Genomic DNA, 23,795 nt, shown 5'->3' on the forward strand with positions numbered 1-23,795 from the left:
CTAGCCTTTGCGAATCCTTTGTCTTACTAGCCATTCCGTTACAAAGAGGCTGCCAGCAAGGAGATAACTGATCAATCCGTTATACAACGTCCAGATCTCGATAGATTGGAAGCAGGTATAAAGTGCGATGGCTCCATTCATGATGAAGTAGAGGCACCACACTTTAGTGACCGTGCGTGTGTACTCAATGCCACTTTGAGGAAGTTCAGGCTCTTGCAGTCTCGCCAGCCGTTCAATCACTGTTTGCGGTTGCGTTAGGCTCAAGGCAAAAAGAGCCAAAAGACATACATTAACCACAACAGGGTAAAACAGTAGCCAACCATGCTGCTGAAAGAGCATCCCCAAAGTCACCAAAGTGATACCAACGAACCCACTAATCCAAGCCAGTTGCTTCAGTTCTTGAAGTTTGGCTTGCCAACCAGAAAGAATTCTTAAAGCAAAAATAGCGGCTAAGAAACCCCCTATAGCTTGCAAACCAAACTGATTAATCCCGAAGTAGACCGCGAGTGGGTAGGTAAGCAGGACGATTGCAGACAAAATCGTCAGCAATCGTCGCATTAGCTTTCCTTAACAAGTTCAATAACCGATTCCACCACATCATTGACGGTGCGAACGGTTTTAAACTCTTCAGGCTTGATTTTTTTGCCAGTCACTTTTTGTAAGTGAACGACAAGATCTACAGCATCAATACTGTCGAGATCGAGATCTTGATAAAGGTGAGCATCTGGTTGAATATCGGCTTCATCAATTTCAAATAGTTCAACGAGAGCTTCTTTAACTTGATCAAATACTTGTTGTTGGTTTACTTCTGTCATAACGCTATCTATTTATTAGTGGCTAGTTTGAGATGAAATATAATTTGCTAAGTTTGCCACTGATGCAAAGTGTTGGCGAGTATTGGAGTCATCAGCGTCAATGACGATATTATACTTCTTTTTAATGGCCAAACCGAGCTCTAAAGCATCGATAGAATCTAAACCTAACCCATCACCAAAAAGTGGTGCGTCAGTTTCAATATCGTTAACTGAGATATCTTCAAGATTTAGTGCGTCGATAATGAGCTGTTTTATTTCTGTGTGTAGTATTTCCACTTCAACCTACTTATATAATGTTCTAGCCGTTTTGAACAAAACCTTGATATATACTTCCCCACTTAAAGTTGCAGCGGTGTTGGCTACGTTCGCTCACCCCAATCATATCGTTATCTATACGGATGGGGACTTACTCACTTTCCGCTTCGCTGCAACTTGACGTTATGGGTCGATAACTTCAATAGTTTTGTCATTTCTGGTTATTGTTTTGGGGGAAAATCACCTCTGCAAGGTGGCGATTTAAACGTCGTGCTGCAGTGGTGGGGTTATCAGCACCTTCAATAAAAGGTGTGACGACAACTTTACCCTTTATCTCCACATGGAAAAAGGGTTTGGTTTTAGGAACTTGGTACCACTTTTGCTCTTTTGTGAGAAAACTCGGAGAAACGGTAATATGTACGATGCGTAAGTCTCTTTGAGTTCGGATTGCGATTTGCGCCGCACCGCGCTGCAATTTGGGTTTAACACCGGGTGTGGTTCGCGTGCCTTCAGGGAAAATCAATAATACGTTTCCGCGGCTCATGCGTTCCTCGCACACATTTAACAAATCATCAGGTGTTTCATTGGGGATATAACCTGCGGCTTGAACAATCCGTTTCATAAAAGGATTGGCCCAGATAGCTGATTTAACCAAGCAATCGCACTGATGAAGTTGTGATGCAATGAGAACATAATCAATTAAGCTTGGATGATTGGCGACAATAAGGCAGCTTTTATCCTGTTTTAATAGTTCTGCGTTGGTTATTTTATAGTCGATGGCACCTGTTAATTTCATCAACTTACAAAATATATTGAATGAGTTTTGGATTGATTTTTGAACTTTATATTCTCGACGATCTGTTTGCGATGAAAATAATGCAATCAGTGGGATAATAATAAAACTCAGCGTTAATCCGCCTAAACCAAATATAAAAAAACAAAAACCTGTAGCAGCAATACGCCAGTAGCGGTTGAACTCTAACATTTTCGTTGCCATTTCCAAGCGCTTTGCGAGCCTTCAATGATCCATTCAGATTTTTCTGACAAATAGTGGTGAAGAAACGACAATGCTTGAGGCTGTTGTGGCTTGGTATCAGACATCTGCATAGAGAGCGTAAAATCTGAACCGTGAGACAGGGTTAACCCTAAGGCATAGCCTTGAAACTGCCACTCTTCGTATTGTTGGTAGTCGCTAGGTAATGGCTCATCAAAATCAACCAACAGCACTTTGTGACTAGGGTGCTCATTTAGATAGAGCCAAGCTTCTAATATGGCACTTTGAAATGTGTTTTGTGCTGCTGCAATCGAGGTTAACGGGATCGGTTGTTTTGAAGCGATGGTTGCTAGGCCTGCTGCTGTATTATGAACAGATTGTGAAAACGCCATTGGTGAGGCTTCTTCGCCAATCAATATCGACTTCACGATTTCAACGCTACGATGAAGCTCGCCATGACGACATGAAAATACCATGTAATCAATATGTTGTGATTCTATAGCAGTCAGTGCAGTCTGCACGGCTAATTTGCTCAAACTACTCATTCTGCGGCGCATCATAGGAGGAATATGGTCTGTGTTGAGCGTATTATCGTCAGGCCAAATCTCTTCTCTTGCCCAATTTTGCCAATCAGAAGGGTGAGATAAGCCTGCAGAATTTGCAACCCAAGTATCAATATTTAACGTGATTATTTGCTGTTGATTTGACATAAGATATTGCATTGTTTTTGATAGGGTTAAATACTATGGCACAAGATTATTCTTCGCAACTATAAACGTTTGTATCCTTGACTTAAATATTGATTTTTAAGAATTGAGTCGAACTTAGATTAAGTGTTTGGATATTGTTCACAAATTAAAGTTAGGTTTTAATGTGTTAAATCAAAAAATAGATCCTTATAACGCTTTAGAGGCAAAAACCGAAGCTCAAAAATTATCTTTTGCCCCCATCGTTTTTCATACGGCGCGCACATTACGTGACTTAGGCATATTGGCTGCATTAGATAATGCTGGCGAAAAAGGTTTAAATGCGGAACAAATTGCTCAAGAAACGAGCGTGTCAGAGTATGGCGTTAAAGTATTGCTCGATATGGCCATCAGTGCCCATATTGTTTTATGGGATAAACCGAATTATTCATTGGCTAATCTAGGCATTTTTTTGCTGCATGATGGGATGACGCAAGCCAATATGGATTTCACGGCAGACGTTTGTTATGCCGCCATGATGCACTTAACCGAATCGATCACCGAAGGCAAGCCTGCTGGTCTGAAAGAACTCGGCGATTGGGATACCATCTACCAAGGTTTATCGCGTTTGCCCCAGCAAGCTAAAGAGAGTTGGTTCAAATTCGATCACTTCTATTCCGATCGTTCTTTTCCTATTTTGCTGAAAGAAGTGTTTCGTAAAAAACCGAAACATTTGGTCGATATTGGTGGCAATACGGGTAAATGGGCACTGCAATGTTGTCACTATGATTCAGACGTTGAAGTGACGATTGTGGATCTGCCACAACAGTTGGAAATGGCGATGGCTAACGCGCAGCAACAAGGTTTTACGCAGCGTATTCATCCTTTTCCAGCCAACATGCTCGATAAAGAACAACCGTTACCAAAAAATGCGGACGTGTGGTGGATGAGCCAGTTTTTAGACTGTTTTTCGCCAATGGAAATTTTGAGTATTTTAAAACGCGTTCGCGCCAATCTTTCTGCATATTCGACGGTTTATATTTTGGAACTGTTCTGGGATTCACAGAAGTACGATGCGGCTTCTTATAGCCTCAATGCCACCTCTTTGTATTTTACCTGCCTTGCAAATGGTAATAGTCGCTTCTATCGCAGCGAAGATTTCTTAGAAATCGTTCAAGCAGCAGGATTACAGGTGATCAAACGGACCGACAATATTGGCCTTGGCCACACCTTGTTAGAGCTAAAAGCCCAAGCTTAATTAAAATCGATGCGAGTCAATTCATGAATAAAGAGATAACTCAAGTTGTTATCATTGGTGCGGGCCCTTCGGGTTCGACTGCCGCGGCATTACTCCATGCGCAAAACATACGCGTGTTGGTTATCGAAAAAGCACTTTTCCCACGCTTTTCTATTGGCGAAAGCTTATTACCTGCTTGTATGGAAGTGATAGAAGCGGCGGGAATGTTACCTGATGTTATGCGTGCGGGTTTTCAATATAAAAATGGTGCTGCCTTTCGAAAAAATGGTGTGTACGCTCAGTTTGATTTTACCGACAAATATTCGAATGGGCCGGGAACCACTTTTCAGGTACAGCGCAGTCAATTTGATAAAGTATTAGCGGATTCTGCTGTTAAGCAAGGGGTTGAAATTCGTTATCAACATCAACTGACGAATATCGAATTTGAAGAGAATAAATCACAATTATTGGTGACGGATCAACACGGTATAACGTATCAAATTGAAGCCGACTTCGTGCTGGATGCCAGTGGCTTTGGGCGAGTATTGCCTAAGTTACTCGACTTGGAAGAGCCATCGTGTTTACCTCCGAGAAAAGCCATCTTTACCCATATCATTGATCATATCTCCCCTGAACAACCAGACTACGACCGAAACAAGATACTGATCTCCGTCCATCCGCGTAATCCTGACGTATGGTACTGGCTCATTCCTTTTTCTAACGGCACATGTTCATTAGGTGTTGTCGGTGAACCGTCGTTTTTTGACGGCTATCCAAGTGATAAAATTGCGGCGATCCAGCAATTGGTGAATGAAATGCCTGAGCTGGCGGAACTGCTTTCGAAGTCCGAATACCCTAATCCTGCTGGTGAGCTAGGCGGCTATTCTGCAAATGTTAAGCAGTTGGCCACGGTAAATTATGCGTTATTAGGCAACGCTGGTGAATTTTTAGACCCGGTGTTTTCATCAGGTGTAACGATAGCCATGAAATCGGCTCAGTTAGCGGTGTCTTGTGTTGTACGCCAACTAAAAAACGAAAGTGTAGATTGGCAGCAAGAGTATTCTCAGCCATTAATGGTCGGAGTGGATACGTTCCGCACTTATGTGGAAGGTTGGTACAACGGTATGTTACAAGAGGTGATTTTTTACCAAACGCCCAACTCAAGAATAAAGCAGATGATTTGCTCTATTCTTGCAGGATATGCTTGGGATCGTAGTAATCCTTATGTCGCTGAGCATCAACGACGCTTATCAAGTTTAGCTGAAATTATTCGTACTTCATCTCATTAATAATATCCGCACCGAAATTATGTTTTGGTGCGGATATGCATCTCACATTTTAATTTTATGGGTTTATTCTCTTGTAAGATTATTCCTACACCGCATTAACGTGTTGATAAATATGTATTTTAACCAGTTTAGTTCTGATGCCCTATTCTTGGCAATGACGAGCAGGATCGTTAAACTAGTTGGATATTGGAATCAATATCACGAGAATGAATTTGTTACGTATCTACTTGCTGTTAATTTTAGCAATTAACTTACTTTTTAATACTGTTTATGCCGCCGATTATTTATCAGATTCGGAACGTACCTATTTAAAAGCAAAAAAAGTCATTGTAATGGGTGTATTGTCTGAACCTTGGCTACCTTATTGGGGCGGCATTGAGAATACAATCGGTATTCAACATGATTATGCGGTAGGGATAGGAAAAGAGCTTGATGTCAAAATTGAATATCGTAGCTATCAATCGATAACTGATCTTGTTGCTGCTGTGCATGATGGTGATGTGGATTTTGCTATTGGTTTTAGCAAAACAAAAGAGAGAGAAAAAAACATTTTATTCAGCTTGCCACTCTATAATAACCTACGAGTGATTTGGCTAAGGGACAAAAAATTAAATCAGCAAGATATGAATCATTTGAAATGGGTTTGCGTACAAGGTTCATCTTATTGTGAAACATTAGAGCAGAGCCATTACCCATACATATTACTAGCACAAAGTTTCTTAGAATCAGCAGAAATGATGAAGCAAGGTTTAGCCGATGCAACGATAACCAACTATATATCACTCAATCATTATATCAGCCCTAATTCTGGATATGACGGTGAGATTATTGCAGATGGTCGATTAGGTGTCGAAATAAATAGAATCATTTTGCCGATGGGAAATAATGAATTAAAAAACATTTTTGATAAACTCATTCTTGCTGAAGCAACAGGAAATACAGCTAATAAGATAGACTCGACTAATATTTATTTTTTGAATAATAAAGACAGCCTAAAACTATTAAGTCAAGAAAATAGCAATCAAATTGTCAGATACACCATAGAAGAAGATATATATCCACTCTCTTATTGTGATGAGGGTGATAATCAGGTGAAAGGATATGTCCATGATTTACTCAAGCTCATTGAGTCAAAAAGCTTCCTTAAATTTCAGTATGTACCGGCCAATGGCAGAGATATTAGACAGATGCTTATCGATAATGAAGTTGATTTATTGCCTTCATTAAATGTCGATGACATCGATAATCGTGATTTTATAGCGACCCCACCTTACACTAATTTGCAATTTGGTTATGTGGTCAATAAAAAGCCTTTTCAACAGAAAAAATTAGCGATATTAGATCGTACTGGTTACTTATATAGCCACTTAAAAATCTATGAAGATAATAAAAAAGTTAAAGTTTATAGAGATCTTAAAAAGGTTATTCTAGATTTAAAATCAGGTAAGATAACTCATGCCTTAATGAATCAAGATATTATAAATCAGCAAATGGCATACCTTGGTGATAAGTTTTTGATACTTCCAGCAATAGATAATGAAGGTTACTCTATTAATATCGGTATGGTCTTTCGAAAGGATGAGTCGATATTGTTTGAAATGCTCAGCCGATCTTTAACTATGGTAACTGAGTCTGAGATTAATGCACTAAAATCACTCCATAAGAAAGTGAATGTGAATTATGGTTATGATAAGCAGCAAGTTACAATCTATTCTTTGATTGCAATGTGTATTTTTTTGTTTTTATTATTATTTGGGATAATTATATTTTACAAGTTAAAAAGTTCCTTAAAATACAGTCAAATCAGTTCAAAACTTTCAGAAGTTCAAGTGCAATGGCTGACAGATTTGCTCGATAAAATACCCAGCATGATCTTCATTTCAGATGTGAATGGGAAAGTAGTGTTATCTAACCGTTCATATAAGCAATGTAGCAAGGCTTCTCTAATTAGTGATGATGTGAATTGCCTCATATGTACTGGCATCGGATCTGTCGATCTGTCGAATAAACACTATCAGATTGATGAGAAATATTATGTCATTAATCATGAATCGATTGCGCATCCCAAGAGTGGGGATACTCATTACTTGACCGTTTGCAGTGATATCACAGAACTCAAGCTATCAGAATTGGCATTACGTGATTCTAATAATAAGGCACTAGAAGCTGTAGATGCGAGGAATCATTTTTTAGCTGTAATGAGTCATGAGCTTAGAACGCCAATTGCGGCCATGCTAGGGTTGATGGAGATTTTATCAACTCGAATTAAAAACGATGAGAGCCGTTTGTTATTGACGAATGCAATTCGTTCTGCCGAGAGAATTAAGCACCATGTCCATGAGATTTTAGATTTTTCAAAAATGGAAGCTCAGCAATTACAATTAGATATACGCCAGCATAATATTTTAGAAGAGTTATGTCCCACCATTAGAAGCTTTGAAGCGAGTGCTAAGTTGAAAGGCGTTGAGTTCGTTGTTGATTGGGTGCCGACAGCTATTATTTACGCAAAGTTTGATGCATTACGCTTAAATCAGGTTCTTACCAATGTATTAGCCAATGCTGTTAAATTCACTACGGCAGGTACGGTTTCCATCCATGTTGAATTGACGGAAGAACAGATAGTCTTTGCCGTAAAAGATACGGGGTGCGGAATGAATGAAGCGCACTTGGATTCGTTATTTAAGCCATTCATGCAAGCGGATAAAACCATTACTCGCCAATATGGCGGTACTGGGCTTGGTATGTCAATAGTATCGAATTTAGTCAATCTAATGGATGGTCATATTACGGTTTCCAGTACGCTGAATGAGGGGACTCAAGTAACGATAGTGCTTCCCATTTGTGGTGAGCCTTTGTCTGAACCGTTGAGTCAACGTCACTACCGTTGCACTAACGAACGCATTATCGAGTGGCTGAAGTGTTGGCAGGTTTCGGTGAGTCAAGGTGGTGTATCCTTGGTCGATTTTGACGCGATAATGACCAAAAAACATCTCTATCCTGACCTGCTTATTGATAAGATAAAAGATAGTGAGCAAGTGCTGGTTCAACCGAAAAAAATGAAACTTTGCGGGCATGTTTTGGTGGTTGATGATGACGCTATTAACCGTTTGTTATTAAAAAAACAGCTGCATGAACTTGGTGTGCAAGCAACCATCGTTGGTGATGGAGAAGAGGCATGCCATCTTTTACAAAGCGAAGACAGCCAGTTTGATTTACTACTAACAGATTGCCATATGCCTAAAATGGATGGTTTCGCTTTAGCAAGATTTGTTAAAAATTATATTCCGCAAGAGAGATATAAGGTGGTTATCGGTTGTACGGCAGAAGATTCACGGTTGATCGCAGAGAAGGCTTACCAGTCTGGTATGGAACACGTGTTGTATAAACCCTACTCGTTGGCGTCGCTGTATACTATGTTGAGTGGTTATCTTTCTATGTATCCTTTAGTAAATGTTGACTCAAAAAGCTGGCTTGAGAGCTTTTTACCGAGTGAAAAAAGTGAAATTGCTTCTGTTGTGGCAGAATCTTTAGCGGCCGAGGTCGATAGACTCGAAAAGCATGATTCTGATTACAAAATGATAGCTCATCGTGTTAAAGGCTCTGCCGGAGCGCTTCAACTGGATTATCTCGCGAGTCTTGCGGTTAGCTTGGAGCGCGAATTAGAACCACAAGCTGTTGTATCTGCAAAACAACGACTGATAATGGAAATGAAAATCGTGATTACACAAGCACAAGAATGGTTAGATAAACAGCAACGAGTAGATGACGAATGAACATTTTGATTGTCGAAGATGATCGAATTCAAGCCACGAGTTTGAAACTGAAACTCAGACAACTTGGATTGAATAATGTCGATATTGCAGCAAATGGACACCAAGCGTTGGCTTTATGCTTGCGCAAAGAGATATCGCTGGTTTTTTGTGATATTCATATGCCGGAAATGGACGGAGTTACGCTTTTATCGATGCTTGGGGATAAACATCCTTCACTCGGAATTATTATATTGAGTGCTGTTGACGATGCCGTGTTAGACCTTACTTATAACATGTGCTGTTTAGCGAGCTTTAATTTTGTCGATGTTTTACGAAAACCCTATTCTATTGAGCAACTTGAAACCGTGATTCATGCGTTTCATGTGAAGTGTGAACAACAGGCCGCAAGCATTACGCCTATCTCATTAGGGTACAAAGAGATAGAAACAGCATTCAGTGAAGATTGGTTATTCAATTACTATCAACCTCAGTTTGATTTTAAAACGGGTGCCATGGTTGGAGTCGAGGCACTTGTCCGACTCGATCACCCAGTTCATGGTGTATTAAGCCCTGCGCATTTTCTGCCTCTTATTGAAGAGCTGAATTTGATGGATAAGCTGTTTTTAATTGTTTTGGATAAAGCATTATCGGCTTTAGGCAGTTTGTCAGCCGATCTTCAGTTATCAATCAATATCTCCCAGAGTAATTTACAACAGCTGATCTGTGACCCCATTCTTACTCTCTGTCACAAATACGCGTTTCCTACTGATAAACTCACGCTCGAGCTGACGGAAGATCATGTCTATAACGGTACGACAGCATCACTGGCTAATCTTGCGCGTTTAAGAATGCATGGTGTTGGTTTATCCATTGATGATTTTGGCACAGGCTACGCCTCTCTAAGTCAGCTCTCGAAATTACCCTTTACAGAACTTAAAGTAGATCAAAGCTTTGTCCGCGATCTCTCCACCAATTATAAAAACCAGCAACTCACCAACATGTGCTTATTGCTAGCGCAATCCTTAGGTCTGCATTGTGTTGTCGAAGGTGTGGAGGACGAAGATACTTGGCAATATTTACGTCATTTAGGCGTGGATACTTGTCAAGGTTATTATTCGGCGATGCCGATGCCGATTGGCGATCTCGCTGAACTGTATAGCAAAAATATCAGCAAGCAGTTAAGCCATCAAAGTATTGAAGATGGTGTGTATTGCTTATTAGTTGGAGAAAATTCGACTAGCGCTAATGCCCTAAGAAAAATGTTGATGAGAGAAAAACGCGTTACGCAGGTGGTCGTTGCCAGTGATCTCGCTTGCGCTGTAAAGAGATTGCGTGATTTACCTTTTAATTTAGTGGTTGTGGATAGCTACTGCAGTAAAGACGCTAGTTTGCAGTTGCATCAGCATATTGAATCGATGAATTTTAAGGGAAGACTTATTTTTCTCAATGAATATCATGAAGCAATATCTGCAGAACTTGCACATGCGCGCCACATTGTGAAATCAGCTGCATTGACTGACACCATTCAGAGCATAATGGGGGAGGTTGGGCGAACAGTTAATTTTCAACCTAGTTTTCGACTCAATGAAAGACTATCCAGCAGAGAGTTGAGTGTGGCAAATTTGTTGATTCAAGGTTTGACCAATAAGCAGATAGCTAATCAACTGGATATTAATCAGAAAACAGTCAGTACTTACAAAGCGAGAATTCAAAGTAAATTGGGCATTCGTTCGGCCATGGAGCTGATTCGTTACATTGAGCTCGATCATCTTAGTGCCAGTTTGAGCATCGCTTAAACTGAATGTCGATTTGCGTAAGCATTAGATTACACTTTTCGGTGAAAGTGTTTATTTATTATTACCAATCAACACGTTGTTAATTTATTGTTAATCGATTTTAGTGACACTCTTCACGGATTTTATTTTCAGATGGCAGGATTATCCCTTTAAGTTAGATCTAACGTAACTAAGATGTTAAAAAAAGGCTGATTTTCCAGTGAAACGTGCTGAAAATGTACTCAACACTAGATGATTTAGCACTATGGTCTGACCAGATGGCGCTTGGTAACTTTAATTCACTGAGTTTGAGTTAATTGTTGGGCTATTTATCTATTCCATTAGGTAAACCATGGAATTATGCATTTTTTTGCTACGATTTTATGGCAAATTACTTCAATGGTTGCTAATGTGTGCCGCTATCCTTAGGAGTTTTTAGATTTTTCTGCTTAGTTTTTGCGCTAAATAAATCTAAAGTTCTAGCGATGCTAGAGAGCTCTCAAGGAAGTCATGGATGCAAAAATAAAAACTTGGAGTTTATGCATGTATAAAAATAAAATCACCCAAGCCCTTCTTCTAGGGGCGGGTATGGCAGTGGCTGCCACTTCTACTTTTTCTATCGCGGCTGATGTTCCAGCCGGCACCAAATTGGCCAAAGTTCAGGAAATCGTTCGTGGTAACGGTACTGAAGTCGCCACACTCGATCCTCACAAATCCCAAGGTGTTCCTGAGTCGCACGTAATTCGTGACTTATTGGAAGGGCTTGTGAACCAAGACGCGGATGGTAAAACCATTCCTGGGGTTGCAGAAAGTTGGGAAACGGCAGACAACAAAACATTCATTTTCCATTTGCGCAAAAATGCAAAATGGTCAAATGGTGATCCTGTCACGGCTGGTGATTTTGTTTTCAGCTTTCAGCGCGCCGTCGACCCTGTAACGGCTTCTCCTTACTCTTGGTATATGGAATATACCAAGATGAAAAATGCAAAAGAGATTATCGCAGGAACGAAAGACAAAAGTGAACTTGGCGTTAAAGCTAAAGATGACCATACACTCGTTGTTGAGCTTGAAGATGCTGTGCCTTATTTCGTCATGATGATGGGCCATACAACCGTGAAACCCGTTCATAAAGCAACCGTAGAAAAGTTTGGTGACCAATGGACCAAGCCTGAGCATTTTGTTGGTAACGGTGCCTACGTTGTTGATCAATGGGTTGTCAATGAGCGTTTAGTACTAAAGCGTAACGAGCAATACTGGGACAATGACAAAACAGTCATTAACAAAGTTACCTTCCTGCCTATTGAAAACCAAGTATCAGAAATGAACCGTTTCTTATCAGGTGAAATCGATATCTCTTATGAATTACCCACCGAGCATTTTAAGCGTCTGAAGAAAGAGCATCCAGAATCAGTATCGATTCAGGGTAACTTGTGTACTTATTACTACCTGTTCAATACCAAAAAGGCACCATTTGACGACGTTCGTGTGCGTAAAGCGATTTCTTACGCTATCGACCGTAACATTGTGAGTGATGCGATTTTAGGTCAAGGCCAAAAACCAGCTTATTTCTTAACACCTGAAATTACGGCGGGCTTTAATCCTCAAATGCCAGCATATGGCAAGATGACGCAAAAAGAGCGCGATGCAGAAGCGGTAAAATTGTTGGCTGAAGCGGGCTTTAATAAAGACAACCCTCTGAAATTCAGCCTCCTCTACAATACATCGGAAAACCACAAGAAAATCGCTGTAGCACTGGGTTCTATGTGGAAAAAAACGCTCGGTATTAATGTCGTATTAGAGAACCAAGAGTGGAAAACCTATCTAGATTCTAAAGATCAAGGTAACTTTGAAGTGGCACGTGCTGGTTGGTGTGGTGACTATAATGAAGCGTCTTCATTCCTAACCTTAATGGTGAGCAATAACACCACGGGTGGTTTGCACTACCAAAGCGCTGAATACGATGCAATTATTGATAAAGCGTTAAAATCAACCTCAGAAGAAGAGCGCACTAAGCTATATCTGGATGCAGAAAAACTATTAACCAAAGATATGCCGATTGCCCCTATCTATCAGTATGTTAAATCTCGTTTATTATCTCCTAATGTAGGCGGCTTCCCGATGAATAACGCGGAAGAGAAGATCTACTCAAAAGATCTTTATATCACAGCAAAGTAAGTCCACTTACGCTGATAAAAATATAACGACTTAGACACTGCATGTAGCTATCTTCAGATAGTAATTTACATGCAGCGTCTTTCTAATTTTCATTGTCACAGACTGAAAGAGTGAGTTTATGCTTAAATTCATCGCAAAAAGGATATTAGAAGCGATACCAACCATGTTGGTGTTGATCACGGTATCTTTCTTTCTCATGCGTTTCGCTCCTGGTAACCCATTCTCAAGCGAACGTCCTTTACCACCGGAAGTGATGGCCAACATTGAAGCCAAATATGGCTTAGACAAACCCGTGTCTGAGCAATACTTCACCTACTTGACCAATATTTTGCAAGGTGATTTTGGCCCATCATTCAAATACCAAGATTATACGGTGAATGAATTGATCGCCGTTGCCTTGCCTGTCTCGGCAAAAGTCGGCTTTATCGCTTTTATTTTTACCGTTATCGCGGGTGTTTCCATTGGTACGATTGCCGCACTAAAACACAACACTTGGATTGACTACACCATCATGTCGACGGCAATGATTGGCGTGGTGATGCCGTCGTTTGTTCTCGCCCCAGCTTTAATTTATCTCTTCTCCTTGCATTGGAAAATATTCCCGGCTGGTGGTTGGTTAGATGGAAGTTTCCAATATTTAGTACTGCCAGTGCTGGGTATGTCGATGCTCTATATTGCCACCTTTGCCCGTATCACCCGTGGCTCAATGATAGAAACACTCAACAGTAACTTTATTCGCACGGCACGCGCGAAAGGGTTGAGTTATCCCTATATCGTTGTTAACCATGCTTTGAAGCCAGCTTTACTGCCTGTTGTGTCGTATATGGGGCCTGCGTTTGTCGGTATTATTACGGGGTCTGTGGTGATTGAAACGATTTTCGGTCTACCGGGTATCGGTAAGCTGTTTGTTAACGCTGCATTTAACCGCGATTACTCATTGGTGATGGGTGTAACCATTTTAATTGGTTTCCTATTTATTCTTTTCAACGCCATTGTTGATATTTTGCTTGCGGTCATTGACCCGAAAATTCGCTACTAACAGGGACGTATGGTTATGTTAACGAAAAGAGAAAACCTAGCCGCGGTTGAGAAGTTTTCTGAAAACTTAGAAATAGCTGGCCGCAGCTTATGGCAAGATGCGCGAATTCGCTTTATGCGTAACAGAGCGGCAATGGTCAGTTTGTGTATTTTGACGATGATGACCCTTGCGGTGATCGTACTACCGATGATGGCCCCGTATACCTATGACAATACGGACTGGTATTCAATGCACGTTGGGCCCAATGCGGATCATTGGTTCGGCACCGATAGCCTTGGGCGTGATTTGTATGTGCGTACCTTAGTGGGTGGGCGAATTTCGCTGATGGTTGGCGTAATGGGCGCGTTGGTTGCTGTTCTGATCGGCACACTTTATGGTGCGGCGTCGGGCTTCATTGGCGGTAAAGTAGACCGCATTATGATGCGTATTTTGGAGATTCTATACGCTGTTCCTTTCATGTTCCTTGTTATTGTGTTGGTCACGTTCTTTGGCCGCAATATCGTGCTTATCTTCGTCGCTATCGGTGCAATTGCATGGCTTGATATGGCGCGAATTGTGCGTGGCCAAACCTTGAGCCTACGCAGCAAAGAGTTTATTGAAGCGGCGCATGTGTGTGGCGTCAGCAACTGGAAAATTATTACACGTCATATTGTGCCAAACGTGTTGGGTATTGTAGCGGTCTATTCGACGCTGTTGATCCCAAGTATGATTTTGACAGAGTCATTTTTATCTTTCCTTGGTCTTGGTGTTCAAGAGCCGATGACAAGCTGGGGAGCACTTCTACAAGAAGGTTCACAAACAATGGAAGTCGCTATTTGGCAACTTGCTTTCCCAGCCGCGTTCATGGTGGTCACCCTGTTTTGCTTTAACTATGTCGGTGATGGTCTGCGCGATGCGCTTGATCCTAAAGACCGATAATTAAAAGATTAAGGAAGCAATAATGAGCTTATTAGATGTCAAAGATCTGCGGGTCGAATTTACCACTCAAGATGGTATTGTTACCGCTGTCAACGATTTAACTTTTTCACTGGAGCAAGGCGAAACCCTCGGTATCGTAGGGGAGTCTGGCTCTGGTAAATCGCAAACCGTGTTCGCTATTATGGGTCTACTTGCCAAAAATGGTATTATCACGGGTAGCGCAAAATTTGAAGGGAAAGAGATCCTCAATTTGCCAGAAAAAGCCTTGAACAAAGTGCGCGCTGAACAAATTGCGATGATCTTCCAAGATCCAATGACGTCACTGAATCCTTATATGAAGGTCAGCGAGCAGTTGATGGAAGTGCTGATGCTGCACAAAGGAATGAGTAAGTCGGCTGCGTTTGAAGAGTCGGTACGTATGCTCGAGGCGGTTAAAATCCCCGAAGCGCGTAAGCGAATTACCATGTATCCGCATGAGTTTTCTGGTGGTATGCGTCAACGCGTTATGATTGCAATGGCGTTGTTATGCCGGCCTAAGTTACTGATTGCCGATGAACCCACCACCGCATTGGACGTAACGGTGCAAGCCCAAATTATGGATTTGTTGAATGAACTCAAAAGCGAATTCAATACCGCTATTATCATGATCACCCATGATCTGGGTGTGGTTGCGGGTTCATGTGACAAAGTATTGGTAATGTATGCAGGGCGTACGATGGAATATGGCTCTGTGGATGAGATTTTCTACAACCCGAGTCACCCTTACGCTGAAGGTTTATTAAAAGCCATTCCTCGTTTGGATACGGAAGGTGAAATATTACCAACAATTCCTGGAAACCCACCTAACTTGCTACGATTGCCACCGGGTTGCCCTTATCAAGAGCGCTGCCACCGAGTGACAGAACGCTGTAAACGTGAAGCACCTATTTTATTGCCATTTGCCGATGGTCGCCAACGTGCCTGTTTTTCTGATTGGGAGGCTTGGGTTAAATGAGCGAACAAAAACCATTATTACTGGATGTAAAGAACCTCAAAGTTCACTTCAACATTGCCTCTAAATCCGCGTGGCCGTGGTCTAAACCATCCAACCTAAAAGCCGTAGATGGCGTTAATGTGCGCCTATATGAGGGTGAAACTCTCGGTGTAGTAGGCGAATCAGGTTGCGGAAAGTCTACTTTTGCGCGAGCGATCATTGGTTTAGTCGAAGCCACCGAGGGTGAAGTGGTGTGGCTAGGAAATGATTTGACGAAAATGCATGAGGTTGAGCGTCGCAAAACCCGTAAGCAAATTCAGATGATTTTCCAAGACCCACTGGCGTCATTGAACCCAAGAATGTCGGTTGGCGATATTATTGCAGAGCCACTTCAAACCTTTTATCCAGAACTTTCGAAGCAAGAAGTAAAGGATCGTGTAAAAGAGATGATGACAAAAGTCGGTTTATTGCCGAACGTCATTAACCGCTATCCCCATGAATTCTCTGGTGGTCAGTGTCAACGTATTGGTATTGCCCGTGCGCTCATTTTAAAACCGAAAATGATCATCTGTGATGAGCCAGTTTCTGCTTTGGATGTTTCAATCCAAGCGCAAGTGGTTAACCTGCTCAAAGAGCTGCAAAATGAGCTTGGTTTAAGTTTGGTTTTTATTGCCCATGATTTATCGGTAGTTAAACACATCTCTGATCGTGTACTCGTGATGTATTTAGGCAATGCGGTCGAGCTTGGCACCTCTGAGGCGTTGTTTGCGAATCCATCACACCCTTACACCAAAGCTTTGATGTCGGCTGTGCCAATTCCAGATCCAAAACTGGAGCGTGCTAAGAAAATTCAGATGCTAGAAGGGGATTTACCCTCGCCAATCAACCCGCCTTCTGGATGTGTTTTCCGTACCCGCTGTCCTCAAGCGACGGAAATTTGCGCACAGCAAAAACCGCAAATTAAAGGTAGTGATGAACATGCTGTGTCTTGTTTGCATGTCGAGCTCTAAATTTAGCCTGTGACAGGCTTAAGCGCGACGCATTTCTGGGTCGCGCTTTTTTTATCTGTGCGCTTAGCGGGGGTAAATCGCACTGTTCAAAATTTCTGAATAACAAGGACAACTTCCTCCGGTTTTACCATTTTCTATCCTACTTATAATAAAAAAGTCATCGGAATGAGGAGTGGAGATCATGGGAAAATTAGTTGAAGGCGTCTGGCACGATGTTTGGTATGACACCAAAAGCAGCGCTGGGCATTTTGTACGCGAAGACGCAGGATTCAGACACTGGGTCGACAGCCAGCCAGATGCACGATTTCAACCAGAATCGGGCCGTTATCATTTGTATGTCTCTTTGGCATGCCCTTGGGCTCACCGTACATTGATTTTTCGCCAACTCAAATCACTCACCGAACACATTGATGTTACGGTCGTTTGTCCTGACATGCTAAGTGAAGGCTGGTCTTTTGGCATTCCTGAACCTCTGTTCGGCTATACCAAGCTCCATCAAATCTACACCAAAGCAAAGGTAGATTATTCAGGGCGAGTAACTGTACCTGTGTTGTGGGATAAGAAGACCAATACCATTGTTAGCAATGAATCTTCTGAGATTATTCGCATGTTTAACAGTGCATTTAATGAGTTAACGGGTAACCAGCAAGACTACTATCCGCAAGCACTCAGCAAAGCTATCGATGAATGGAATGCGTATATCTACCCCAATATTAATAATGGCGTTTATCGATGTGGGTTTGCGACCACGCAAGAGGCCTATGACGATGCTTATGATGCACTCTTTACGGCATTAGATAAGGTCAACAATCATTTAGCGACGTATCGCTACTTGGTCGGTAACCAGATCACCGAGGCGGATTGGCGTTTATTCACTACACTTATCCGTTTTGATGCTGTTTACGTCGGGCATTTTAAATGCAATAAACAGCGTATTGCCGATTATGAGAACTTAAGCGGTTACTTAAAAGAGCTTTACCAAATCGACGGTATCAAACAAACGACCGATTTTTACCACATCAAACGCCACTATTATTTCAGCCATATCGGCATTAACCCAACGCAAGTGGTACCTAAGGGGCCGGATCTTGATCTTGATACGCCCCATGAGCGCGGCTTTATTGGGTTATAACGAGGGTGGAAGTGTGCTATAAAAAAGGCTCTTATGTGATACATAAGAGCCTTTTAATCAGCAAGTTAGGCTAAGAATTTTATTTTGTTTCTTGGCTTGCTTGAATCGCCGTCAACGCGATTGTGTAAACAATGTCGTCAACCAATGCACCGCGAGACAAATCGTTTACTGGTTTACGCATGCCTTGCAGCATTGGACCGATAGAAACAAGGTCTGCTGAGCGTTGTACAGCTTTGTAAGTTGTATTACCTGTGTTTAGGTCAGGGAAGACAAATACCGTTGCTTTACCAGCGACTGGAGAGTTTGGTGCTTTAGAAGCCGCCACGTTTTCCATGATTGCAGCATCGTATTGCAGAGGACCGTCGATAATAAGATCTGGACGTTTCTCTTGAGCAATGCGCGTCGCTTCACGCACTTTATCTACATCAGCACCTTTACCTGATTCACCCGTCGAGTAGGAAATCATCGCCACGCGCGGGTCAATGCCGAATGCTGCCGCAGAATCGGCCGATTGAATCGCAATTTCAGCAAGCTGTTCAGCATTTGGATCTGGGTTGATGGCGCAGTCGCCGTATACCAACACTTGATCAGGCAATAGCATGAAGAAGATAGAGGATACAATTGAGGCATTTGGCGCGGTCTTAATGATTTGGAATGGAGGAACAATGGTGTTGGCTGTGGTATGAACCGCACCAGAAACCAAACCGTCAACTTCATCCGCTTCAAGCATCATTGTGCCAAGGAATACTGAATCTTGCAGTTTTTCACGAGCCACAACTTCTGTCATGCCTTTTGAACCACGCAGTTCAACCAAGCGAGCAACGTAGTTTTCGCGCACTGAGTCAGCATCGATAATTTCAACGCCAGCACCTAACTCAACACCTTGCTGCGCAGCAACGCGGCGGATTTCGTCAGGGTTACCAAGTAAAACACAAGTCGCAATACCGCGCTCAGCACAAATAGATGCCGCTTTCACTGTGCGTGGTTCATCCCCTTCAGGAAGCACAATACGTTTACCTGCACGACGAGCATACTCAGTTAACTGGTAACGGAATGCTGGTGGGCTAAGGCGACGAATACCTTGCGTGCCCTCAGTAAGCGAATTAATCCAAGGGCCATCGATGTGGCTAGCAACATGATCGCTGATGAACTCGATACGTTCTTTATCGTCAGCTGGAACTTCTAGGCTAAAGCTTTGTAGGTTGAGTGACGTTTGCCAAGTGTTACCTTGCGCTTTAAAAATAGGCAAGCCGCTTTCAAAGGCTGGTTTACATAGGTTCACAATCTCTTGTGGCATGTCGTAACCGCCAGTCAGCAGCACCGCACCAATTTCAACGCCATTCATTGCGGCCAGAGAGGCGGCAACAATCACGTCAGGACGATCGGCCGATGTCACTAAGAGTGACCCTGGCTTAAAGTGCTCAATCATGTGTGGCAAAGAACGCGCACAGAAAGTGATGCTCTTAATACGGCGAGACTTAATTTCACCTTCATTAATGATTTCAGCTTTCAGGTGTTTGGCCATATCAATAGCACGAGTCGCGATAAGATCGATACTCCAAGGCACGCAACCTAACACACGAATTGGGCTGGTGTTGAAGATCTGCATCACTTCTAAATTGGCTTGTTTCGCGCTATCTGCATCATCAAAAATTTCTGATAAGTCAGGGCGAGTGCGGCCTGCTTCATCAACAGGGGCATTAAGCTTGTTGATAATCACACCTGAAATGTTTTTATTTTTTGTTCCACCAAAGTTTGAGCACGCAACTTCAATACGCTCTTTCAACTGAGTTGGGTTGTCCGTTCCCGGTGTCGCGACAAACACAATTTCTGCGCCCAGTGTTTTGGCAATTTCTGCGTTCACTTGGTTCGCGAATGGGTGTTTGCGTGTTGGCACAAGGCCTTCAATCAGCGTTACCTCAGAATCTTTATTGATGTGGTTGTAACGCTCAACGACGGTTTCAAGCAACACATCCATCTTTTCGCTACCGATCAACGTTTCTGCCGCTGACATCATCATCGGTTCTGCAATGCTGATGTCGCTGTTGCGACCGATAATCGTTGAAGTGAGATCAGGTTGATCGCCACCCGAGCGAGGTTGTGCAATAGGCTTATAAAAAGAAACGCTAACACCTTTACGCTCCATGGCGCGAAGGACACCCATGCTCACGCTGGTAAGACCAACACCAGCGCTGATAGGGATAAGCATAATAGTACGGGACATGAGTAGAGTACCTCAAACTATTGAAATCAATCTAACCGAAACTAGATTGAAAAAGGAACAAAGCCCAACATGACCTTCTTCGGAAATAAGCCTGCTGACCTAAATCGCTAGAAACTAAGGGTTGAGCCCCGGTAAAAAACTGGCTAACTCAGAGAGTTAGCCAGAAAGTCAATTAAAGACCTGCCAGACGAGCAGTATCTTCAGCAATCACTAGCTCTTCATTGGTCGAGATAACCATAGCTGGAATGCGGCTATTTGCCGTTGTGATCACACCTTCGCCGCCAAAACGTGCTTTTAGGTTTGCTGCGCTGTCGACTTCGATACCGAAGATAGCCAAACGGTTTAGTACCATTTCACGGATAGGGCCTGAGTTCTCACCGATACCACCAGTGAAGACGATAGCGTCTAGGCGACCGTCAAGGCTTGCTGTGTAGCCAGCCACGTATTTTGCTAGGCGGTGGCAGAACACGTCCATTGCACGAGTCGCTTCTTCTTTCTCACCGTAGTTATCTTCAACAAAACGGCAATCCGAAGTCACTTGAGTTAAGCCTTGTAGGCCAGACTCTTTGGTTAGCATAGTGTTGATTTGATCAACAGAGTAACCCAGTGCATCGTGCAGGTGGAAGATGATTGCAGGGTCGATGTCACCACAACGTGTGCCCATCACCAAACCTTCAAGCGGCGTTAGGCCCATTGAAGTATCAACTGATTGACCGTTTTTGATCGCACAAACAGAAGCACCATTGCCTAGGTGACAGTTGATGATGTTAACTTCTTCAACTGGCTTGTTGAGTAGGCCTGCAACTTCACGAGTGATGAATAAGTGTGAAGTACCATGCATGCCATAACGACGGATACCATGCTCTTTGTATAGATTGTACGGAAGAGCGTATAGGAAAGACTCTTCAGGCATAGTTTGATGGAACGCAGTATCAAACACAGCTACGTTTTGAAGCTCAGGGAAGTTTTTCTTAGCGGCTTCGATACCGATGATGTGTGCTGGGTTATGAAGCGGTGCAAAGGTTGCTGCGTCTTGGATACCTTTCAGTACATCATCAGAGATAAGTGCAGATTGAGTGAACTGCTCACCACCGTGTACGATACGGTGACCGATAGCGCCAAGGTTAGCTTTAAGCTCTGGCTTAGAAGCAAGAATAGTTTCAACCATAAACGCGAGTGCTTCTTCGTGCGCTGCACCTTCGCCTAGTTGCGCTTCGTGTTTACCGTCAAGTTTCCACTTGATACGTGCTTCAGGAAGGTGAAGACATTCAGCAAGACCTGATAGGTGCTCAGCACCTGTTTCTGCATCGACAACAGCAAATTTAAGAGAAGAACTACCGCAGTTTAAAACTAAAACTAGCTTAGACATGTGTGACTACCTGTAATAATCGGTTAGGATAAAAATCATTCACAAGAATAGTAGAACCGTTGTGGAGCGCTACTAATCTTGGTCAATAAAACTTGAATTTCCGTATAATAAGACGGGGCTTTTAACGTAAAGTCGTCGATGCATTCCTTGCAGATTTCATCTCGGAGTTGCCTAAATTGTAAATAACGGCAACAATGAGATTGAGGGCTCGCAAAGAATAGCGATAATGGGCCAATATAACAAAAAAAAATTGAAATAATATTAACTTCTATCAATTTTTTACTAGATTAGTTGAATCATTAAACTATTTTTTAGTTGAATGGGCAGCATCGAGAGTGAGGGCGCGCTATGAATAACAAAGTTGGAATCGTTCACAGCCTGAAAGATGGTCAGAAATATATGGATGTTTGGCCTGTGCGCAAAGAGCTAGGCCTCATTTTTCCTGAGCAACGGATCATTAAAGCCACGCGTTTTGGCGTGAAGGCTATGCCAGCTATCGCCGCAATCAGTGTACTGACACAGATGGTTTTTGAAAATACACAGGCGATGCCCCAAGCAGTGGTAGTGGCACTTTTTGCCATAAGCTTACCGCTACAAGGTATGTGGTGGCTGGGAAACCGCGCCAATACCCAACTTCCACCTTCGCTTGCTGGGTGGTACCGAGAGCTGTACCAGAAGATTGTCGATACTGGTTTTGCTTTAGAGCCAATCAAAGCGAAGCCGAGATACAAAGAGCTGGCTGCTATCCTCAACCGAGCATTCCGTCAGTTAGATGACGCCGCGTTAGAACGCTGGTTCTAGCCACCCAGGTAGCATGTGAATAAAAGGCAAAGAGGACTTCCGCAGTGAACTCCTCTTTGTTATTCAACTTTCGCCTTATTCTTATCTCTCTTTTTGTTACTTTACTGTTAAACCTCACTTCCCTTTAGCCTGAGTTACTGGTAATAATGTTGTCAGCGACGCTCAGTGCGCGTACATAAAAATATTAAAAACACAACATCCAACATGTATACCCAAACAATATGAAGTTGTAAGCAATCTGCAATGGGATGAATCCTAATGTGGCACAGGTTAACTGTGTTTAACGGGATGAGCGCATTTGCTAGCACTGCTACCGCTTTAAGTAGGAAGGGTATAATGCTTAAATCAAGGAGTTAAGATGAAAGCAGGCAAAGCCATTGTTACCGCCGTTTTTGCAGGAGCAGTATTACTCTCTTCCACAAGCATCATGGCCAAAACAGCGAAAGTCGCCGTATCGCAAATTGTTGAGCACCCAGCTTTAGACGCAACCAGACAAGGTTTACTTGATGGTTTAAAAGCAAAAGGTTATGAACAAGGCAAAAATCTCGATTTTGATTTTAAAACCGCGCAAGGCAACCCAGCCATTGCTGTTCAAATTGCGCGCCAATTTGTCGGGGAAAATCCTGATGTGTTAGTCGGCATCGCAACCCCCACGGCGCAAGCGCTCGTTTCTGCAACCAAAACTATTCCTGTCGTGTTCACGGCGGTGACCGATCCTGTCGGTGCTAAATTGGTAAAAAAACTTGAGCAACCGGGTAAGAACGTGACCGGGCTTTCTGATCTATCGCCAGTTGAACAGCACATTGAGCTGATCAAAGAGATCATGCCAAACGTGAAATCTATCGGCGTAGTGTATAACCCCGGTGAGGCCAATGCAGTGAGCTTGATGGAACTGCTTAAATCGAGCACTCAAAAACATGGCATTAAACTTATTGAAGCGACAGCCTTAAAAAGCGCAGACGTACAAACTGCGACACAGGCGATTGCCTCAAAATCAGACATTATCTATGCCTTGATTGATAATACCGTCGCCAGTGCGATTGAAGGGATGATTGTTTCGGCAAACCAAGCTAAGACCCCAGTATTTGGCGCAGCAACCTCTTATGTTGAACGCGGAGCGATTGCTAGCCTTGGCTTTGATTATTACCAAATTGGCGTACAAACCGCGGACTATGTTGTCGCTATCTTGGAAGGACAAGCACCGGGTAAATTGGATGTTAAAGTGGCCAAAGGGTCTGATTTAATGATCAACAAAACCGCAGCGGAAAAACTGGGCGTAACGATTCCTCAGTCAGTACTTGATCGTGCTACGAGCGTAAAATAAAGACCATTCAGAGCTAGAGCGAAGGCT

The 23,795-nt window shown here is 42.6% G+C and carries 19 protein-coding genes; 12 read left to right on the forward strand and 7 right to left on the reverse strand.

Annotated features, from left to right (window positions below; genetic code table 11):
• From DD616_RS09800 to DD616_RS09820, 5 genes are all read right to left on the reverse strand, one after another.
• Complete coding sequence (locus DD616_RS09800) at positions 1-558, reverse strand: COG4648 family protein (RefSeq protein WP_017050412.1); 558 nt, start codon at positions 556-558, stop codon at positions 1-3.
• Entirely contained in the window at positions 558-815 is a 258-nt protein-coding gene (locus DD616_RS09805; RefSeq protein ID WP_013856486.1) for an acyl carrier protein, read from the reverse strand. Before DD616_RS09805 ends, DD616_RS09800 begins: the two co-directional genes overlap by 1 nt.
• A 15-nt stretch (positions 816-830) precedes the next feature.
• The gene (locus DD616_RS09810; RefSeq protein ID WP_019282451.1) at positions 831-1,091 is read right to left on the reverse strand and encodes a phosphopantetheine-binding protein; all 261 of its coding nucleotides are present in this window, start codon (positions 1,089-1,091) and stop codon (positions 831-833) included.
• Positions 1,092-1,281: 190 nt separating this feature from the next.
• Positions 1,282-2,055 carry a lysophospholipid acyltransferase family protein gene (locus DD616_RS09815; protein WP_064626136.1) on the reverse strand — a complete coding sequence of 258 codons (774 nt, stop codon included), beginning with the start codon at positions 2,053-2,055 and terminating at the stop codon, positions 1,282-1,284.
• Entirely contained in the window at positions 2,049-2,786 is a 738-nt protein-coding gene (locus DD616_RS09820; RefSeq protein WP_064625603.1) for a beta-ketoacyl synthase chain length factor, read from the reverse strand. Before DD616_RS09820 ends, DD616_RS09815 begins: the two co-directional genes overlap by 7 nt.
• A gap of 151 nt (positions 2,787-2,937) precedes the next feature.
• On the opposite strand from DD616_RS09820, the gene DD616_RS09825 reads away from it, so the two are divergent.
• From DD616_RS09825 to DD616_RS09870, 10 genes are all read left to right on the forward strand, one after another.
• Complete coding sequence (locus DD616_RS09825; RefSeq protein ID WP_026028688.1) at positions 2,938-4,008, forward strand: class I SAM-dependent methyltransferase; 1,071 nt, start codon at positions 2,938-2,940, stop codon at positions 4,006-4,008.
• Between the two features lie 23 nt (positions 4,009-4,031).
• Entirely contained in the window at positions 4,032-5,276 is a 1,245-nt protein-coding gene (locus DD616_RS09830; protein WP_170895396.1) for an NAD(P)/FAD-dependent oxidoreductase, read from the forward strand.
• Positions 5,277-5,455: 179 nt separating this feature from the next.
• Positions 5,456-9,049, forward strand: a complete 3,594-nt coding sequence (locus DD616_RS09835) for an ATP-binding protein (protein WP_231140413.1) — start codon at positions 5,456-5,458, stop codon at positions 9,047-9,049.
• Entirely contained in the window at positions 9,046-10,824 is a 1,779-nt protein-coding gene (locus DD616_RS09840) for an EAL domain-containing protein (protein WP_017048098.1), read from the forward strand. Before DD616_RS09835 ends, DD616_RS09840 begins: the two co-directional genes overlap by 4 nt.
• Positions 10,825-11,346: 522 nt before the next feature.
• Complete coding sequence (locus DD616_RS09845) at positions 11,347-12,978, forward strand: ABC transporter substrate-binding protein (protein ID WP_141138027.1); 1,632 nt, start codon at positions 11,347-11,349, stop codon at positions 12,976-12,978.
• A 118-nt stretch (positions 12,979-13,096) separates the two neighbouring features.
• Positions 13,097-14,017, forward strand: coding sequence for an oligopeptide ABC transporter permease OppB (gene oppB, locus DD616_RS09850; RefSeq protein WP_013856495.1), 921 nt, complete (start codon positions 13,097-13,099; stop codon positions 14,015-14,017).
• A gap of 15 nt (positions 14,018-14,032) precedes the next feature.
• On the forward strand, positions 14,033-14,935 hold the full coding sequence (gene oppC, locus DD616_RS09855) for an oligopeptide ABC transporter permease OppC (RefSeq protein ID WP_026028150.1): 903 nt from the start codon (positions 14,033-14,035) through the stop codon (positions 14,933-14,935).
• 22 nt (positions 14,936-14,957) lie between these two features.
• Positions 14,958-15,929 (forward strand): ABC transporter ATP-binding protein, encoded by a 972-nt coding sequence (locus DD616_RS09860; protein WP_010319733.1) that lies wholly within the window; start codon positions 14,958-14,960, stop codon positions 15,927-15,929.
• The gene (gene oppF, locus DD616_RS09865) at positions 15,926-16,918 is read left to right on the forward strand and encodes a murein tripeptide/oligopeptide ABC transporter ATP binding protein OppF (protein WP_010319732.1); all 993 of its coding nucleotides are present in this window, start codon (positions 15,926-15,928) and stop codon (positions 16,916-16,918) included. Before DD616_RS09860 ends, oppF begins: the two co-directional genes overlap by 4 nt.
• A gap of 181 nt (positions 16,919-17,099) precedes the next feature.
• Positions 17,100-18,050: a glutathione S-transferase family protein gene (locus DD616_RS09870; protein ID WP_029388200.1), complete on the forward strand. Its 951-nt coding sequence runs from the start codon at positions 17,100-17,102 to the stop codon at positions 18,048-18,050.
• A gap of 79 nt (positions 18,051-18,129) precedes the next feature.
• Here DD616_RS09870 and pta read toward each other — a convergent pair whose 3' ends face one another.
• Both pta and DD616_RS09880 read right to left on the reverse strand, forming a co-directional pair.
• The gene (gene pta, locus DD616_RS09875) at positions 18,130-20,274 is read right to left on the reverse strand and encodes a phosphate acetyltransferase (RefSeq protein WP_013856498.1); all 2,145 of its coding nucleotides are present in this window, start codon (positions 20,272-20,274) and stop codon (positions 18,130-18,132) included.
• A gap of 172 nt (positions 20,275-20,446) precedes the next feature.
• Positions 20,447-21,643: an acetate kinase gene (locus tag DD616_RS09880; protein ID WP_013856499.1), complete on the reverse strand. Its 1,197-nt coding sequence runs from the start codon at positions 21,641-21,643 to the stop codon at positions 20,447-20,449.
• A gap of 348 nt (positions 21,644-21,991) precedes the next feature.
• Here DD616_RS09880 and yfbV point away from each other — a divergent pair, with 348 nt between their 5' ends.
• Positions 21,992-22,444, forward strand: a complete 453-nt coding sequence (gene yfbV, locus DD616_RS09885; RefSeq protein WP_013856500.1) for a terminus macrodomain insulation protein YfbV — start codon at positions 21,992-21,994, stop codon at positions 22,442-22,444.
• Between the two features lie 358 nt (positions 22,445-22,802).
• A complete protein-coding gene (locus DD616_RS09890) occupies positions 22,803-23,768 on the forward strand; it encodes an ABC transporter substrate-binding protein (RefSeq protein WP_017048094.1) in 966 nt (321 codons plus the stop codon).
• Positions 23,769-23,795 lie beyond the last annotated feature (27 nt).

The sequence above is a fragment of the Vibrio anguillarum genome (genome assembly GCF_003390515.1).
GTDB lineage: Bacteria > Pseudomonadota > Gammaproteobacteria > Enterobacterales > Vibrionaceae > Vibrio > Vibrio anguillarum.

What these genes read in the sequence shown, in the direction of transcription:
- DD616_RS09800 (WP_017050412.1), bottom strand. Translation starts at nt 558, where the DNA reads ATGCGACGATTGCTGACGATTTTGTCTGCAATCGTCCTGCTTACCTAC.
- DD616_RS09845 (WP_141138027.1), top strand. Translation starts at nt 11,347, where the DNA reads ATGTATAAAAATAAAATCACCCAAGCCCTTCTTCTAGGGGCGGGTATG.
- DD616_RS09815 (WP_064626136.1), bottom strand. Translation starts at nt 2,055, where the DNA reads ATGTTAGAGTTCAACCGCTACTGGCGTATTGCTGCTACAGGTTTTTGT.
- DD616_RS09820 (WP_064625603.1), bottom strand. Translation starts at nt 2,786, where the DNA reads ATGCAATATCTTATGTCAAATCAACAGCAAATAATCACGTTAAATATT.
- DD616_RS09860 (WP_010319733.1), top strand. Translation starts at nt 14,958, where the DNA reads ATGAGCTTATTAGATGTCAAAGATCTGCGGGTCGAATTTACCACTCAA.
- DD616_RS09840 (WP_017048098.1), top strand. Translation starts at nt 9,046, where the DNA reads ATGAACATTTTGATTGTCGAAGATGATCGAATTCAAGCCACGAGTTTG.
- yfbV (WP_013856500.1), top strand. Translation starts at nt 21,992, where the DNA reads ATGAATAACAAAGTTGGAATCGTTCACAGCCTGAAAGATGGTCAGAAA.
- DD616_RS09830 (WP_170895396.1), top strand. Translation starts at nt 4,032, where the DNA reads ATGAATAAAGAGATAACTCAAGTTGTTATCATTGGTGCGGGCCCTTCG.
- DD616_RS09880 (WP_013856499.1), bottom strand. Translation starts at nt 21,643, where the DNA reads ATGTCTAAGCTAGTTTTAGTTTTAAACTGCGGTAGTTCTTCTCTTAAA.
- DD616_RS09870 (WP_029388200.1), top strand. Translation starts at nt 17,100, where the DNA reads ATGGGAAAATTAGTTGAAGGCGTCTGGCACGATGTTTGGTATGACACC.
- DD616_RS09890 (WP_017048094.1), top strand. Translation starts at nt 22,803, where the DNA reads ATGAAAGCAGGCAAAGCCATTGTTACCGCCGTTTTTGCAGGAGCAGTA.
- oppB (WP_013856495.1), top strand. Translation starts at nt 13,097, where the DNA reads ATGCTTAAATTCATCGCAAAAAGGATATTAGAAGCGATACCAACCATG.
- oppF (WP_010319732.1), top strand. Translation starts at nt 15,926, where the DNA reads ATGAGCGAACAAAAACCATTATTACTGGATGTAAAGAACCTCAAAGTT.
- pta (WP_013856498.1), bottom strand. Translation starts at nt 20,274, where the DNA reads ATGTCCCGTACTATTATGCTTATCCCTATCAGCGCTGGTGTTGGTCTT.
- oppC (WP_026028150.1), top strand. Translation starts at nt 14,033, where the DNA reads ATGTTAACGAAAAGAGAAAACCTAGCCGCGGTTGAGAAGTTTTCTGAA.
- DD616_RS09805 (WP_013856486.1), bottom strand. Translation starts at nt 815, where the DNA reads ATGACAGAAGTAAACCAACAACAAGTATTTGATCAAGTTAAAGAAGCT.